This window comes from Paenibacillus glycanilyticus (assembly GCF_030161375.1).
Classification (GTDB): domain Bacteria; phylum Bacillota; class Bacilli; order Paenibacillales; family Paenibacillaceae; genus Pristimantibacillus; species Pristimantibacillus glycanilyticus_B.
In genome coordinates this window covers 99538-117175 of sequence record NZ_BSSQ01000035.1, presented here as the reverse complement: position 1 = coordinate 117175, position 17638 = coordinate 99538, and the positions used below count along the sequence as shown (strand labels likewise).

Genomic DNA, 17638 nt, shown 5'->3' with positions numbered 1-17638 from the left:
AGGAGCCACAGGGGTAACGGGAGCAACGGGAGTAACGGGTGCAACCGGGGAGACGGGAGCAACAGGAGTAACGGGAGCAACAGGAGAGACAGGGGCAACTGGGGCAACGGGAGCAACCGGTGAGACAGGAGCGACGGGAGCCACGGGAGCGACTGGAGAGACAGGAGCAACCGGGGCAACAGGAGCAACAGGAGCGACAGGGGCAACAGGTGCGACAGGAGCAACGGGTACAACGGGAGCCACAGGAGCAACGGGAGCAACAGGAGCAACAGGGGCAACAGGAGCAACAGGTGCGACGGGAGCAACCGGGGAGACAGGAGCAACCGGGGCAACAGGAGCCACAGGTGCGACAGGTGCGACAGGAGCAACCGGGGCAACGGGAGCAACCGGGGTAACGGGAGCCACAGGTGCGATGGGAGCAACGGGAGTAACGGGAGCAACAGGAGCAACAGGAGCGACGGGAGCAACCGGGGTAACGGGAGCCACAGGTGCGACTGGTGCAACGGGAGCGACAGGTGCTACGGGCGAAACGGGAGCAACGGGGGCAACGGGAGCTACGGGAGCCACAGGTGCAACAGGAGCCACAGGAGCAACGGGGGCAGCAGGAGCAACGGGAACAACGGGAACAACGGGGACAACGGGGACAACGGGAGCGACAGGGGCGACTGGGGCAACGGGAGTAACCGGTGCGACGGGCGAAACGGGAGCGACGGGAGCAACAGGCGAAACGGGAGCAACGGGAGCTACGGGTGCAACGGGTGCAACGGGTGCAACGGGTGCGACAGGTGAAACAGGAGCCACCGGGGCAACAGGAGCAACTGGGGAGACAGGAGCGACAGGAGCGACGGGAGCAACGGGAGCAACCGGGGAGACAGGAGCCACAGGAGCGACGGGAGTAACCGGGGCAACGGGCGAAACGGGAGCCACCGGGGCAACAGGGGCAACGGGAGCAACGGGAGCAACGGGTGCGACTGGAGAGACAGGAGCCACCGGGGCAACAGGAGCAACAGGAGCGACAGGGGCAACAGGTGCGACAGGTGCGACGGGAGCCACGGGAGCCACCGGGGAGACAGGAGCAACAGGTGCGACGGGAGCAACCGGGGCCACCGGGGCAACAGGTGCAACGGGGGCAACGGGGGCAACGGGAGCAACAGGAGCCACTGGAGAGACAGGAGCAACAGGAGCAACAGGAGCAACGGGAGCGACAGGGGCGACGGGAGCAACGGGAGTAACTGGTGCGACGGGAGCAACCGGGGCGACGGGAGCAACAGGAGCAACGGGTGCGACGGGAGTAACCGGTACGACGGGCGAAACGGGAGCAACGGGAGCAACCGGGGAGACAGGTGCGACAGGGGCGACGGGAGCCACCGGGGCAACAGGAGCGACGGGAGCAACAGGAGTAACGGGAGCAACGGGAGCGACAGGTGCGACAGGGGCGACAGGGGCGACGGGAGCAACCGGGGAGACGGGAGCAACGGGAGCAACCGGGGAGACAGGAGCCACAGGAGCTACGGGAGCCACCGGGGCCACCGGGGCAACAGGAGCGACGGGAGCTACGGGAGCAACGGGAGCCACCGGGGCAACAGGAGCAACTGGGGAGACAGGAGCTACGGGAGCCACAGGAACTACGGGAGCAACCGGGGCAACGGGAGCAACAGGAGTAACGGGAGCAACGGGAGCGACGGGAGCGACTGGGGAGACTGGAGCAACGGGAGCAACGGGAGCGACAGGTGCGACAGGAGCAACGGGAGCGACAGGGGCAACGGGTGCGACGGGCGAAACGGGAGCGACGGGAGCAACCGGGGCGACGGGCGAAACGGGAGCCATAGGTGAAACAGGAGCAACGGGAGTAACTGGTGCGACGGGTGAAACGGGAGCAACCGGGGCGACAGGTACGACGGGAGTGACGGGAGCAACAGGAGCGACGGGAGCAACGGGAGCAATGGGAGTAACCGGGGCAACTGGGGAGACGGGAGCAACGGGAGCGACGGGAGTAACTGGGGAGACGGGAGCAACGGGAGCGACTGGAGAGACAGGAGCAACCGGGGCAACAGGGGCGACGGGAGTAACAGGAGCCACAGGAGCCACAGGAGCCACAGGAGCCACAGGAGCCACAGGAGCAACGGGAGCCACGGGCGAAACGGGAGCAACAGGAGCAACGGGGGCGACAGGAGCAACAGGTGCGACGGGAGCTACGGGAGCAACAGGAGCAACTGGGGAGACGGGAGCAACAGGAGTAACAGGTGCGACAGGTGCGACGGGAGCGACAGGGGCGTCGGGAGCCACCGGGGCAACAGGTGCAACCGGGGCGACGGGAGCAACGGGAGCGACGGGAGCAACCGGGGCAACAGGAGCCACAGCTGCGACGGGAGCAACTGGGGAGACAGGAGCGACAGGTGCGACGGGAGCGACAGGGGAAACGGGAGCGACGGGCGAAACAGGAGCAACTGGAGCAACCGGTGCAACGGGAGTAACTGGTGCGACGGGAGCAACAGGGGAGACAGGAGCAACAGGGGCGACAGGGGCGACAGGGGCGACAGGAGCGACGGGAGCAACCGGAGCAACAGGAGCAACGGGGGCGACGGGGGCGACGGGAGCAACCGGAGCGACAGGAGCGACGGGAGCAACAGGAGCAACGGGAGCAACAGGAGCAACGGGAGCCACCGGGGCAACGGGAGCAACAGGAGAAACAGGAGCAACAGGAGCAACAGGAGAAACAGGAGCCACAGGAGCAACGGGAGCGACGGGCGAAACGGGATTAACTGGTGCTACGGGAGCCACCGGGGCAACGGGAGCAACAGGAGCGACGGGAGTAACCGGGGCAACGGGCGAAACGGGAGCAACAGGTGCGACAGGGGCGACAGGGGCGACGGGAGCAACCGGGGAGACGGGAGCCACAGGTGCGACGGGAGCCACAGGTGCGACGGGAGCAACGGGAGCAACGGGAGTTACAGGAGCGACTGGGGAGACGGGAGCAACGGGAGCAACTGGGGCAACGGGAGCAACGGGAGCAACCGGGGCGACAGGGGCGACAGGGGCGACAGGGGCGACGGGAGCAACAGGAGCAACAGGAGCAACAGGAGCCACAGGAGCAACAGTAGCAACCGGAGCAACTGGGGCGACAGGAGCGACAGGAGCAACTGGGGCGACAGGAGCGACAGGAGCAACGGGGGCGACAAGTGCGACAGGAGCAACGGGGGCGACGGGAGCAACCGGGGCAACAGGTGCGACGGGAGCAACGGGAGCAACGGGAGCGACGGGAGCGACGGGAGCAACGGGAGCAACAGGAGTAACAGGAGCAACGGGAGCGACGGGAGCAACGGGAGCAACGGGGGCGACAGGGGCGACGGGAGCAACAGGAGCAACAGGAGCGACAGGGGCAACGGGAGCAACGGGAGCAACCGGGGCCACAGGAGCAACAGGACCCAATCTGTTGTCTGAGGGGTTTTCTGGATTTATTAGTACGCTTAACTTAGCGGCGAGCCAGCAATTGGCGAACTGGTCGACGGCTGCGCCGTATTTTACAAGCGCCAACTTCAACGCGGTTACAGGGAACTATACCGTTCCCGTTACTGGACGTTATGAAATTCTGGCCACGATCAACTACTCAACAACTGCTGCGATTTCCTTATCGTTAGGGGGTGGCATTAACCCCTCCTTTGCTGTCCAAAGGACTTCACCAGTAGCAACAACACTGATCAGCGGTCTATTCCCGTTGCTAAATGTTAACGTAACCCTTCTTAATCTAAGAGCTATACTTGGCAACGGAACGGTTACTTTGTCCGGTGACGTGACCTTAAACTCTGGCGATGTTATCGGTTTGTTCTATAATGCGGACGGTCTTACAGTTTCCCTAGTATTAGGCGGAGCTAACTCAGGAGGAATTGTCTGGAGTATGCACAGAATCACCTAATGAAAGCTAAAATAACAGTGAACGCACCGGGCTGGTGCGTTTTTCTGTTGCTAAGTACAGACAAGCTTCCCGAACCGTTCATATAATTTAGTAGCAAATGATAGAAAGGTGAGTGAAACGGTGAGTGATGGATTAACAGGTTATACCGGACTAACGGGACAAACAGGTCCTCCGGGACCGCAAGGCATTCAGGGACCTCCGGGGCCAACCGGATTAACGGGGAAAACAGGCGCAACTGGGGCAACAGGTCCTACTGGACCGACTGGGCAAACAGGGTTGACCGGTCCTCCTGGACCGCAAGGACCGCAAGGAGTACAAGGTGAGCAAGGGCCGCAAGGCATTCAAGGACCTCCTGGGCCGGTAGGCAGTCCCGTGAGCAGCTTTGGGGATGCGGGGTTAGCAGCCGAGTCGGTTAATTTGGTTAGCGGCGAGCCCATTGCCGTAAATAATTTTTATGAATGGGATAATGCGGAGCTTCAAGGCGGATCCATCATTGTGCCTGAGACGGGCTTGTACCTCGTTTCGTATTCCGTTAATGTAACCTTGCCTCCCGTTACTAACGTGACGTTTATCCTTGCAGTTGACGGTGTATTCATAGACAAGACAAGAGGAAGGCTTGGTAATGGGAAAAATGGAGATATCATCGCGACCGGCATAAGCAGAACGCATATTTTGACGTTATTCTCTGGATCGGCGATTACCTTAACCGTTGAAAGCATGACCGGCACCGTTGCTGCGTTTGAACCCGTTCTAACGGTAGTGAAGTTAAAAGAATTAGTCTTCATTCCAACTATTTCCTAATGATCTCCTATGTGATATTGTTTGTTATCATGCGGGAGAAGGATGAAGCAGATGGATATACCTGCGGAAGTTCAAGAGGTCATTGACGTTTACACGGCTCGAATGAGTAGAGATTTGCCCGGATTAATAGAGGATTGTTGTTTGTTTGGATCGGTCTCATTGGACGCTTTTCAAGCGGGATTAAGCGATTTGGATTTCTTGGTCGTCACTAGCCGTAAGCTCAAAGCTCAGGAAGTACAGACATTGGAGCAGATTCACCGTGAATTGGAAAACAGTTTCTCCCGTATGAGCTTGGATGGGAGATATGTTTGGACAGAAGAATGGGCTAACTTAGGCGTGGCGTATTGTCCTTATTATTATTTTAACAACGGGAGATTGATAGGCATCGAAAAGCTCTATAAGGACTCGATTGATGCTTTTCAAATCAAACAGTACGGTATCCCGGTTATCGGCGCGGATCCTAGGTCTTATAGTTATTCAATCGACTGGGATGTATTAACGGAGAACTTGAAGGGAAATTTGCAGACGTATTGGCTGAAATGGATCAACAAAGTGGAGAAGTTTCCATCCATTCCGTATTTCGGACTCTTGTTCAAAGGCTCGATGATTGAATGGGGAGTGCTTGGCGTATCCCGTATTTATTATTCCATCAGAGAGCATGACATGATCTCCAAATACGGAGCAGGCGAATATGCGTTGCAGCGTGTTCTTGAGCAGTGGCAACGAATTGTCCGGGAATCCATCAACTTGCGAAACGGAAATAGTAAGTCGCTGTACCGATCCGTATTCAAACGGAGACAGGATACGCTCGCTTATATGAATGATCTGATAAAGGAGTGCTTGGATGCGTAATTTAACCGCCGTTATCTTCGATCTTGACCAAACTTTATTGGATAAAGATTGTTCGTTAGTTCGATTCGCCGATCATCAATATGATTCGTTTCAGTTGAAGATCTTCGGAATTGATAAAGCCGAATTCATTCATCAATTTACGTTAATGAATCATGTTGTCCGGCCAAAAGAGGAAGTGTACAAAGAGTTAATTGAGCTATTCCAAATCGATCCGTCATTAATCACTGGCATGTTGGAAGACTTGAACCGCAATTTTGCTCGTTATGCGGTAGGTTATCCGGGGCTGATCGAGATGCTGGAGGAGCTCAAGGCTTCTTCATTCCAGCTAGGCATGATTACAAACGGCAGGGTTTTCTACCAGCGCAACAAAATTCAATCATTGGGTATTGAGAACTTTTTCGACGAAATTATCATTTCCGAAGCGGTTGGCCTCAGGAAGCCCGATCCCGCGATTTTTCAGTTAGCGTTAACGAAACTAGGCGTGGCGGCAAGCCAATCCGTATTTGTCGGGGATAATTTGAAGGCGGATATCATTCCGGCGAAGGAGCTTGGGATGGCGACAATATGGAAGCAAAAAAACACGAGTAATGAGGCAGCGGATATCGTGTGCGACGATCTTCGGGATATGGCAGGCCAGATCCAAAAGCTGATGGCTCTAAAAACCGGGTAACACAGCAAGTGTGTTACCCGGTTTTTCCTTACTTCTTGTTTGAGTTTGCAGTCAAAAACTTCTCCATCTCGGTACGGTTAGCCGTGTCTTCCGAAGGGACGGTATCGGTAACCCCCCAGTAATCCCGTTGGACAGTATCTTTATTCGGGAAAGCATATAAATCCAGATCATGCAGGATACGGTGCATGAACCGTAAAGCTTCCGGATCATGCTTCTTATTAGCGATACCGGCAAGCTCAATCATGGTGTTCATATCAAGCTGCAATCCTTGAACGCCATTTAATGTTTTGCCGATTTCTTCATATTTCTTCGCATCCAAAGCATCCGAAGCCAGGAATTCATTCCAGGCGTTGTCATTGTCGGTCGTGAAATTATCTAAGCCGCCTCCGGTTACTTTGAGGTCAAACGCAGCATGATATTCTTTTATTTGGGCAATCGCTTTGCCTTCCGCGGAATCAGCGGCAAAATCAACCTGCGGAACATGAAGAGGCTGCGCTTTAGTTGTGGTTTCGGTGCTATCGGCAGTCTCGGACTTGCCGCCGCCGTCCAACGCTTTCAGAACGTAATTTGCTCCAATGGCTCCAGCTCCGCAAATCAGGACGAAAGCGATAGCCGCGCCTATTAAATTCTCTTTTACTCGCAATGTATAATTCCCCTCCTTGGATGTCTGTCTCAAACGTAACGTCTAGTGTACCAAATTATGATCCCGTATGGAAATCTGCACGTGTGACGAATATAGGTTTTCGTAAAGGAAGGTCAGGATAAGACGGTCAGGAGAGAAAGCACATTAATAAGCTCCCCTATATTCCTGAATTATACAATTATACTTATAACTTGTATATTAGTTGTGCCGCACGTAGCAGAAAGAAGACCACTGCATGGTGCCGTGGTCTTCCGAGTCGTCTACTTCTTATTCCCGCATGAATTGAAACGATTGGAAATGGAATTGGCTGCCTGGCAGGAAAATAAACGTAACGGTCTGCATGCCGGTCATACAATCCAATACGTATTCCCGTTCAACATATTGTTCCGAATAGGGGAATTCGATGAGTTGTTTCGTCTCTCCTTCAACACCGCTGAATAAGACGTGTATTGTATTATTGTCGATGGGATATTGGCCGCAAATGACTAGCTTGCTTGTGCCTGCCGTTCCAAAATCCATCTCTTCAAAGACGAGCGAAACGTTGTTGCCGATGTTCTCGATTGCATGGTTTGCAAGCTTGAACGTATCTCCGTAAATATGAGTGTTCTCTAAGGCCTCCAGCCGTTCGAATGCTTTGGCTGCTTGACGGAATTGAAAACCTTTCAGATGAATCTTCCGCCGCAAGACAAAAGTAAGCGAAGTTATCCCTTTTAGCCTACGGGGCAGGCGATAGGTTTCCTCTTGATAGACATTCCATCTCGTCGGTTTTTGATAGGTTAATTGCGTAACTAACGTAGACGATGGATCGCTTGGAATACCTTCCCAGATCTCAAAGGTGAACCGCTCGCTGTCGAGGGAGAAGATCGGCAAAGTAATCTCGTCTGATCCAAAGCTGCCAAAATCAATATGGTCAAAACAAATCCAGCTTTCGCCGTCTCTGCTTGTCGCAACGCCGCGTTCGTTGCCGTTAGTCAGATTGCGGCTGAACTGGCTATGATAACCCGCGGATACAAATGCATAAGGATTGATAAACGCCTCGCCTATGCCGGTAATCCGCATTTCCATGACAGAGTATAACCGGATGTTATCCGATCCGTTGCGGGTTGCGCATCGGATATAAAACTCGCCGTCACTAACGGCAGTAACTTCTGCTTGGTGCCCGTCTGCCTTCAGCGTTGCAATATTCGCGTCGACTCCTGCGGCGTTAGTGACACGCCATTCTACCTCTTGATACGTGGCATTACTCGGGTGAACGATGACCTGAACAGGGAGTGAGCGGCGATCTTCCGCAAACGAGTTGCCTTGCGGACAAACGATTTCCATCTTGCGGACAGGAATCTCATCGTTTTCTAACGATATTACAGCCGTAGTTAATGCCGCTTGTTGCTCCGGCGCGTAATCGTACAGCGTATATTCCTCTCCAGGAGCTGCCGGTGACGGATCAATAGCCGTAAGTACGATTTCTCCGGCAATCAAACCATTGGACACGGCGCGAACGGTTACCGTACCGCTCTCGAGCGTTGGTGCAATGATAGCCAGAAGCTTGCCGCTGAACATGCGGCGATGCGTTCCTTTGTAGGAATCATAATCCGTGCTGTCGCCGTTATCGAGTCCAACAAGCCTGCCAGGTCCTTCTACGGAAATATGAACCCGATTGTTCGCATTGGCTACGGACAGGCCATTCTGGTCTAGCGCGGAGATCTCGATAAAGATCAGATCCTCACCGTCTGCCGCCATGGTTATCCTGTCAGGCGTTAGGCGAATAGATGCCGCATCTCCGAAAGAGGATTGGATGTCGGTCGCAATCCGATTGCCGAATTCATCATAAGCGACAGCGCGCAAGACGCCTTTAGCATACGGAATTTGCCATTCGCCAAGCAGTTGCTGGCCGTTCTTATGATCGATCTCATATGTCCCTAGTGACACTTCATTGAAGAACAACTCGATCTTAGGCGCATTCGAACAGACACGCACATCGATGAGCTGACCCTCCGAGAAGTCCCAATACGGGAAAATATGAACCATCGGATCGGTTTTATAATCGGTCCATTCCGCTTGATAAATATAGAAGGCATCTTTCTTGAAGCCCGCCGTATCGATCTGTCCGAAATAGGAGTTTTTCGTATGATAAGGCGTCGGCTCGCCGATATAATCAAACCCGGTCCACAGAAATTGTCCGATAGAGAAAGGCGCATCACGGTCAGCAATAATGCACGCTTCCGTGCTTTTGGCTCCCCAGCTGGTCGAGCTGTTGCCAAGCGAAGAGCATTGCTCATCGTCATCGGCCAGTACCGATTGGGCGAGAGGGAAATGATAGATGCCCCGGCTTTGCACGGTTGAGCAAGTTTCGCTGCCATAAATGAACCAATCCGGATGTTGTTCGTGATGCGGTTTGTAATATTTGTCCCCATAATTGTATCCGGCGAACTTGACCAGATCGGCGCATTTCTGAGCGTTCTCCCACGGCATATAGTTGGAGCCAATCGTAACGACGGCATTGCCCTTCGGATCATGAAGCTCGACCTCATTCCGCAGCTCCGCTGTCAATACTTGTCCGCGCTCATCCGCATGGGTATCGTAAATTTCATTCCCGATGCTCCACATCAGCATGCTGGGATGATTCCGGTCCCGGCGAACCCAGCTTGCGATATCTTTTTTCCACCATTCCGCATAGAAGCGGGCAAAATCGTAAGGCGTCTTCGACCGTTCCCACATGTCGTACGCTTCGGAGACGATAAGCACGCCCATCTCGTCGGCTAATTCCATCAGTTCTACCGCCGGCATATTATGGGCCGTTCGAATCGCATTAACGCCCATTTCCTGGAGGAGGGCAATTTGTCTTCTCAGAGCCGACTTGTTGACCGCAGCTCCAAGGGAACCGAGGTCATGATGCTGACAAACGCCTTGAAGTTTCACATGTCGGCCGTTCAGGAAGAAGCCTTTCTCCGTATTAAAGTCGAAGGTGCGGAATCCGAAGGTTTGCAGCTCGCTGTCTAGGACGATGCCGTCCATGATCAGTTCGGTTTGCAGCATGTAGCAGTATGGTTGATCAAGATCCCAAACATTCGGATCGTGAACGTTAAGCATCTGGTTGAAGCGTGCGGTAGAGTCGTTGTGCGGTTGAATAGCGGCTTCGAATTGCGTAATGATTGCAGATTCGGCATCCCTAATCGTATGGCGCAGCTTATATTCGGACGATAGGTTCGTATGTTTGGAAAAAGCTATCTCAGCATCGATCTGTACGGACCAGAGGTCGGCAGCATTTTTACGGGCGGAAATATAAATCCCGTCTGAAGCAAGATGCGTATCGGACGAAGTAATGAGCCAGACGGACCGATAAATCCCTGCTCCCGAATACCAGCGGGAATTTGGAGATTCATGAATAACCTGAACGAGAATCTCGTTATCGCCTTGTACAAGGAAAGAGGTCAGATCAACTTCAAAGGTGGAGTAGCCATTTTTCCAAGTACCTGCTTCTTGCCCGTTTATATAGATGGTCGAGTTCATGTAAACGCCTTCAAATCGCAGCGCAATTCGTTGGCGCGGATCTAATGCGTCGAAGACAATCGTCTTGCGGTACCAGCCGACCCCATTCTCGTATAGATTGCCGGAGTCGTATATTAACCAATCATGAGGAAGCGTAACGGGAGACCAATTGATGTTAGGTTCTACGATCGCATCTAGTTCCGTACCAAGCGGATGTTTCGAGAAATACCAGTCATTATTCAACTTTTGCTTATGGCTCATGGAAGAACTCCTTTCGGTTCTGACGATACTAATTCGATAGTGGCATCCGGTGTGCGAGAGTGCAATGAAAAATGGCAAGAAGTAAAGTAATTGAAGTAAATGATTTAATTTTCAAAGAAAAAGAGAGTACATAATTTCAATTGTATATGGAGATAAGTTGCATTAAAATTAAGTAAAAAGTCCCATTTTTGTGTATCTATCGGAGGATCTTGGGGCAGAAGGGTAGATGAGACTAATCTCAACCATTCGATTGCACTTATTACATGCGAAGATTGCTCAGCAACAAGTGGCGGTTTGGACGAATGAGGGGAAAATATGGCGCGGCAGAATTGAAAAGGTCGAGGAGCTGTTCGTACAGCTAAGACAAGACGCGAACCTATTAATTCATGTACCGATCTCCGTGATCGAAGAAGTCAGGCATAACTAAGGAAGAGGAGGCAGGCCATCCCGGCTTGCCTCTTTTCTTCGATACCGTTAATATGGTGCATGAAATGTCGGATGCGGTCGTTCGTCTTTTGATAATCTTGGAGTTAGGAAGGAGGGAAAGCGATGAATACGCTGGATCATATGAATCAGGCGCTCAAGTATATCGAGGATCATTTGGCGGAGGAGATTGATCTGAGGGAAGCGGCGAAGCGGGCCTATTGCTCGGAATACCATTTCTCGCGGATGTTCTCCTTCCTCGCGGGAGTGTCTCTGTCCGAATATATACGGCGCAGAAGATTGTCGCTTGCCGCGTTTGATCTCATGAACTCGTCATCAAGGGTTATAGATGTAGCCATAAAATATGGTTATTCTTCTGCGGATTCGTTCGCGAAAGCTTTCCAGAGCGTTCACGGAATTACGCCGTCAGAAGCTAGGCAAGAAGGTCAACCGCTCAAAGCTTTTCCCCGCATGTCCTTTCAATTAACGATATCAGGAGGAGACGAAATGAACTACCGGATCGAACAAAAAGAGGCCTTTAGCATCGTTGGCCTGATGAAGCGGGTTCCCATTGTATTTGAAGGGGTAAACCCGGAGATTGCCGCGATGTGGCAAAGCTTGACTGAAGAACGCATCCATCTGCTGAAATCATTGTCCAATATGGAGCCGAAAGGGATGATTAGCGCATCCGTTAACTTCTCGGAGGAACGCATGGAGGAGAAGGGAGAGCTGGATCATTATATCGGAGTGGCAACAACCGCGGTTTGCCCGGAGGAATTAAGCGAGCTGCATGTTGCGGCGGGTACATGGGCCGTATTTGAAGCGGTAGGGCCATTCCCGGCCACTCTTCAAAATGTTTGGGGACGCATTTATTCGGAATGGTTCCCGTCCTCGAATTATGAAGCGGCAGCGGGACCGGAGATCTTATGGAACGAACATAAGGATACGGCGTCGCCGACGTTCCGGAGCGAAATTTGGATTCCGGTTATCCAGATGGTGTAGTTGATCTAGGCGAGAAGAAGAGGTCAGATCCTCTTCTTTTTTTGCTTTACATAAGAACGTATGTTTGGTAATGTTTGGTGTATGGATGTTATTTCCAATGATTAGGGAGTGGAATGAAGATGAATAAGGCGAAAATCGAGAATTCTCTTACGGTCTTATTGGTATCCGATCTGGCAGCGTCGCAGAAGTATTATGAAGAAGCGTTAGGTTGTGAAGTGAATGACTATTGGGTCATTCGGGATAACTTTGGTCTAGGCTTCAAGCTTATTCAGGCGGAAGACGGCCAGGATGTGCGTCCTAACAAAGGAATATGGAATACGTATGCTTATGTGCAGACCCATCAAGAACTGGATCTTCTCTACGCGGAGTTCAAGGCTAACGGAGCAATCTTTGACGCGGAGCCTGCCCTGTCCGAGCACGATTGGGGCGTATGGAAGGAGTTTTCGGTGAAGGATCCGGACGGTTATATAATCGGATTTGGTTCCGGGAATAGGAATGAGGAATCTTAACATGGCGCTAGCTGTTAAGGAAGGCTGAATATTGGCGGTGTCAAAAACAAGCTGTACGGGGACTATTCCTGTACGGCTTTTTTGTTATTTGCGGGTTGAGATTGCCGCTTCATTTCAACTTCGTTGCCGAGGTGTAGTTTTCGTTGCTGCGGTAGATTGATAGAGGGTGGCGCAGCCAACTATGCTTAGTTTTGTAAGCGCTATATTCATGGTTGAATAGGTTCCATTACAAAGGAGGTAGTCTCGTGTATCGACGAACAAGAAGATTCGTGAGCTTGGCGACGAGTCTTCTGCTGGCTGCAACTCTGGCACTCGGAGCTGGCCCGGTTCCGACTGGGACAGCGAATGCGGAAGAAAGCAATCTGATAGTCAACGGGGATTTTGCAGACGGAACAACCGGATGGACAACATGGGGGGCGGACTGGAGCGCTGATGGCGGCATCGCGAAGATGCAGCCCGCTCAAGGCGGGATTGTCCAGGAAAACCTGCCGCTTGCGGCAGGAGCTACATACAAGCTGAGCATGGATGTCAAGCTTGGGGCAAAAGAAGGTGCAGAGCGGTACTTCTTCTTCGCCGTGCGAACGAATGAAGCTTCGCCCGTCGATATCGAAGGGACGAAATACGAGACCTATGTCAATGCGGCGGATGACGCGGGCATGGATTGGCAGACGATCGAGAAGACGTTCACCGCGCCAAGCACGCTAAGCGCAAGCGGCTATCGACTTGAATTGTGGGGGCTTGGCTCGGAACGGGACATTGATCATGTTCAATTGGTCCGAACAGGCGAGGGGAGCGGCAGCGAACCGCTGGAGCTCTTGCAGAACGGAGATTTCGAAAGCGGGCTTGATCATTGGGGAGTCTCGACAATTAGCCCCGCGGAAGCGGAAGTAACCGCTTCGGGCGATTCTCCGCTTACGGGCGCAGCGTCTTTCTACGCCAACATAGCCAAAGGAGGCTCTGCCAACTGGAACGTGCAGGCATTGCAGGTTGTGCCGGCCGACAAGACGCTTACTTACACGCTTCGCTTCAAGGCCAAGGCGGAGAAGCCGGGCAAGGTCATTGGCGTAGACATTCAGGAGAACGGAGGCTCTTGGACCAGGTATATGGATACTACCTTCGAGCTGACGACGGATGTCCAATCCTACGAGTATACGTTTAAGCCGGCAGATACGGACTTGAAAGCCGCCTTGAACTTTTTTGTGGGAGAGGGAGCAAACAGCGTCTGGCTGGATGATGTATCGCTGATGGTGAGCGGCATTCCTTCAGACGGGAAAACGCTGTACGCTTCGGGATTCGAAGACGGATTGACGACCGGCTGGGCACCTGCCGGAGCGCCTGCACTTTCAAATTCGGAAGCTGAGGCCCATGAAGGACAAAAAAGCATGCTCGTGTCTGGACGCACCGAGAATTGGCAGGGCGCGCAATACGATCTGCTGGGCAAAGCCCTTCCCGGGACGACCTATGTATTCACTTATTGGGTCAAACCAGTTGGAAGCGTTGCATCAACCGATGAAATGGTCATTACGCTAACGAGGGATTCGGGAGAAGGACCTTCCTATGAACGGGTTGCGGCAGCTGCCGTTCAGGAAGGGGAATGGACGAAGATAAGCGGTGATTATCAGATTCCGAGTCTAACCTCTGGAGCTTCCTATTCAACGCTTAACGTCAAGCTGGATTCGGCGATCGGTACGTTTGACTACTACGTGGATGAAGCAAGCATTACTCTTAAGCCTCCTTCCGCCATACAAAACGACATTCCTTCCATGTGGGAAGTTTACGCCGACAAGTTCCCGATTGGTGCTTCTGTAGAACCGCGCGATCTGGAAGGCGGAAACGGGGAACTGGTAAGCAAGCATTATAACAGCATGACGCTTGAGAATTCGATGAAGATGAACGTGCTCGAAGCTTCCAAAGACGTATACAACTTTACGTCTGGCGATACGGTTGCGCAGTACGCTCTGGAATCGGGCAAAAAACTTCGCGGGCATGCTCTGGTCTGGCACGCGTCCACTCCCGACTGGGTATTCAGGAATGATAGCGGAGGGAACCTCAGTCCGGATAACCCGGCGGACGTTCAGTTGGTGGACAGCCGGCTCAAGACCTACATTGAGACGGTCGTGAAGCATTACGAAGAGATGGATCATGCGGTATACGCCTGGGATGTCGTGAACGAAGCCATTGACGAGTCGCAGCCGGACGGATTCCGCCGAAGTCCGTGGTATGAATTTTTTGGTCCCGATTACATCGCCAAGGCATTCACATACGCGCATGACGCGGATATGGAAGACGGACATAAGGATCTCGAGCTTTTCTACAATGACTATAACGAATACGATCCGAAGAAACGGGCGCTTATCTTGAATATGCTTCAAGGGCTCAAGGATCAAGGCGTGCCAATTGACGGTTTTGGCATGCAAATGCATATTGGCCTGGCTTCGCCTTCCGTTGATGCCATCTCGAAGACGATAGACATGTATTCGGCGCTTGGTCTTAAGGTGCAGGCGACGGAGCTCGACGTAAACGTTTTTGATGTATATCCGCTTGCAATGGATAGCTTGACTCCGGAAGCGGACGCCGCGCTTGGTTACCGTTATAAAGCGTTGTTCGACGTCTTTAAGGAAAAAGCAGCGGAAGGGAAATTCCAGGCCGTAACGTTCTGGAACATCCATGACGGCCGCTCGTGGCTGAACGCTTACATTCAGCCGCTTAACAAGTCGCATCCGCTGCCGTTCGATCGCAATCTTCAGGCAAAAGGCGCTTATTGGGGAATTGTTGATCCTACAAAGCTGCCTGCGCTGATTAGGGAAGCTAAGGCTGCGGATGTCGCGGCCGTGAATGACGGATTGGAGGATGAGGGCTACCGGTATTTGGCGGCCACCAAACTTCCGTCCATTCAACCCGTCTCCTTCCGCGCGGTTTGGGATGCCGGCCATTTGTCCTTATTCGTTCATGTGTCAGATGCTACTGTGGATCAGACGGATAAAGTCGAAGTGTTTGTCGATCCCGACAACTCGGATAATGCCTTTGATCCATTGAAGGATATGACAGCCGTTCACGAACGAGGCGGCGAGGCAGGAGAAGGCTACAACGCGGAATTCGCAATTCCGGTTAACGGCTTGCGGTTAGGCCAGACGCTTGGGCTAGATATCCGCGTGACGGATGGAGAAAATGTGTTCAGTTGGAACGATGCGGCCAATGCCCAAGAGACGAGTACGTCGAACTACGGCAACCTAACGTTGTCTCATGTCCAGTTTACGACGGCCGTACAAGCGAAGAATAAACCGGTGATCGACGGTTTGGCCGATGCCTCATGGGAGAAGGCCGTGCCGGTTACGACGGACGTTGCGGTCAGCTCGAAGGAAGGAACAACTGCCGCTAAGGGCACATTCCGAGCCATGTGGAGCGAAGATGGCCTATACGTACTGGCTGATGTAAAGGATCCGCTTCTGAACAAAGACAGCGTCAACTCCTATGAACAGGACAGCATTGAGGTATTCCTCGACGAGAATAACGCCAAAACATCCGAATACGAGGAAGCGGGAGACGCACAGTACCGGATTAACTACAACAATGAGTACAACTTCAACGGCAAAACCTTGAATTCGGCTGTTCAATCGGCCACGAGCTTGACGGATGACGGGTACATCGTTGAGACCTTTATCCCGTTCCAGACCGTTAGCCGCGCCGAGGCAGGCATGCTGCTTGGTTATGACGTTCAGGTTAACGACGCGGATGAAACCGGCAAACGAATCAATACCCGAACATGGTCGGGAGCGGCAGACAACGGTTGGCGGAGTACGACCGATTACGGCGTCCTTAAGCTGGCGTCCGGCGTGGACGAAAATTCGGGCGGAGGCAGTACCGGTGGCGCAGCAATCCCCGTGACAGCTGACGTGCATGGCGATTCCGCGATCTTAAAGCTGAACGCCGACGTTATTGGCAAGCTGTTGGATGGCGATTCCAAGGTAATCCATATCGAGGCTAAAAGTTCGGGCGGCAACGCTTCTTCCATCTTAAATGAAAATGTTCAAATTCCAGCCTCGTTAATCGCCAAAGCAACGGCTAAGGGAAAGACGCTTGTTCTTAAGCTGAATGATACCGTGTTTACGATTGAGCCAGGTACGTTCAAGCTGAGCGACAACGCGCAACTCGTGGAACTTCATGTGGCGAAGATGCCGTTCGCCGATGCGGCGAAGAAGAATGCGGGGCTTCCAAGCCAAGGCGCAACGCCGGCATATGCCTACGAATTTGGTCTTGAGATCGACGGCCAGAAGCTGTCATCGTTTGAGAAACCTCTGGGTATACAGGTGCTGCTCGATGAGTCCGAGCGTTCCAAGCAAGACAAAGCCGGCGCTTATACGTTTAACGAAACAACCGGCAAATGGGATTATATCGGCGGGCATGCGGTTAACGGTATGTTGACATTTGCAACCGCACACTTCTCGGCCTATGCAGTCGTCGTGAACGACAAGACGTTTTCGGATATTGCCAGCCACTGGGCCAAGGCGGCGATTGAGCGGCTTGCATCAAGATGGATCGCAACAGGATTAACCGAAACGAAATTTGCACCGGATCAGAACGTTACCCGAGCCGAATTCGCCGCGCTTCTCGTTCGCGCGCTAGGAATGAAAGAGGCGAACGCAAGCGCAAGCTTTACGGATATTGGCGAGAACGACTGGTACCGCTCGTATGCCGAGGCTGCTGCGGATAATGGAGTGTTGCTAGGAAACGGCGCGGGACAATTTGTACCAAATCAGGCCATGACAAGGGAAGAGATGGCCGTGTCCATTATACGTGCCTACCATCTTTCAGAAGGGGAAACACGAGGCAATGGGGCAAGCGTCTCCATGTTCAGCGATCAATCCGCAGAGGCGCCATGGGCGCGGGCTTCCATTCAAGAAGCAGTTTCCCTTGGATTGCTGCAGGGCTACCCGGACCATACTTTCCGGCCTAAGGAAACGCTGAGCCGCGCTGAGGCGGCGGTTGCCTTGACGAAATTAATTGATCTTATCGGGCAATAGACAACTTGCATCATTGGAACCGAGCTGCTGGAAAATGCCCTTGAGCGGGCAAAACAT

At 53.0% G+C, this 17638-nt stretch carries 10 protein-coding genes; 8 read left to right on the top strand and 2 right to left on the bottom strand.

Annotated elements, in window-relative coordinates; genetic code table 11:
- The 4 genes from QQK89_RS29485 to QQK89_RS29470 form a co-directional block, all read left to right on the top strand.
- On the top strand, positions 1–3913 hold a 3913-nt coding region (locus QQK89_RS29485; protein WP_434481807.1), incomplete at its 5' end, for a hypothetical protein.
- Between the two features lie 120 nt (positions 3914–4033).
- Positions 4034–4714 (top strand): hypothetical protein, encoded by a 681-nt coding sequence (locus QQK89_RS29480; protein WP_284242367.1) that lies wholly within the window; start codon positions 4034–4036, stop codon positions 4712–4714.
- 51 nt (positions 4715–4765) lie between these two features.
- Positions 4766–5566: an aminoglycoside adenylyltransferase domain-containing protein gene (locus QQK89_RS29475; protein WP_284242366.1), complete on the top strand. Its 801-nt coding sequence runs from the start codon at positions 4766–4768 to the stop codon at positions 5564–5566.
- Positions 5559–6236: an HAD family hydrolase gene (locus QQK89_RS29470; RefSeq protein WP_284242365.1), complete on the top strand. Its 678-nt coding sequence runs from the start codon at positions 5559–5561 to the stop codon at positions 6234–6236. Before QQK89_RS29475 ends, QQK89_RS29470 begins: the two co-directional genes overlap by 8 nt.
- A 28-nt stretch (positions 6237–6264) precedes the next feature.
- Here the strand turns inward: QQK89_RS29470 and QQK89_RS29465 are convergent, their stop codons facing one another.
- Complete coding sequence (locus tag QQK89_RS29465; protein WP_284242364.1) at positions 6265–6879, bottom strand: hypothetical protein; 615 nt, start codon at positions 6877–6879, stop codon at positions 6265–6267.
- Positions 6880–7146: 267 nt separating this feature from the next.
- The gene (locus tag QQK89_RS29460) at positions 7147–10626 is read right to left on the bottom strand and encodes a glycoside hydrolase family 2 TIM barrel-domain containing protein (protein WP_284242362.1); all 3480 of its coding nucleotides are present in this window, start codon (positions 10624–10626) and stop codon (positions 7147–7149) included.
- 226 nt (positions 10627–10852) lie between these two features.
- On the opposite strand from QQK89_RS29460, the gene QQK89_RS29455 reads away from it, so the two are divergent.
- From QQK89_RS29455 to QQK89_RS29440, 4 genes are all read left to right on the top strand, one after another.
- Positions 10853–11053 (top strand): hypothetical protein, encoded by a 201-nt coding sequence (locus QQK89_RS29455; RefSeq protein WP_284242360.1) that lies wholly within the window; start codon positions 10853–10855, stop codon positions 11051–11053.
- A 122-nt stretch (positions 11054–11175) separates the two neighbouring features.
- Positions 11176–12051, top strand: a complete 876-nt coding sequence (locus QQK89_RS29450) for an AraC family transcriptional regulator (RefSeq protein ID WP_284242358.1) — start codon at positions 11176–11178, stop codon at positions 12049–12051.
- 119 nt (positions 12052–12170) lie between these two features.
- Positions 12171–12560: a VOC family protein gene (locus QQK89_RS29445; RefSeq protein ID WP_284242356.1), complete on the top strand. Its 390-nt coding sequence runs from the start codon at positions 12171–12173 to the stop codon at positions 12558–12560.
- A gap of 245 nt (positions 12561–12805) precedes the next feature.
- On the top strand, positions 12806–17581 hold the full coding sequence (locus tag QQK89_RS29440) for an endo-1,4-beta-xylanase (RefSeq protein ID WP_284242355.1): 4776 nt from the start codon (positions 12806–12808) through the stop codon (positions 17579–17581).
- Positions 17582–17638: the final 57 nt, after the last annotated feature.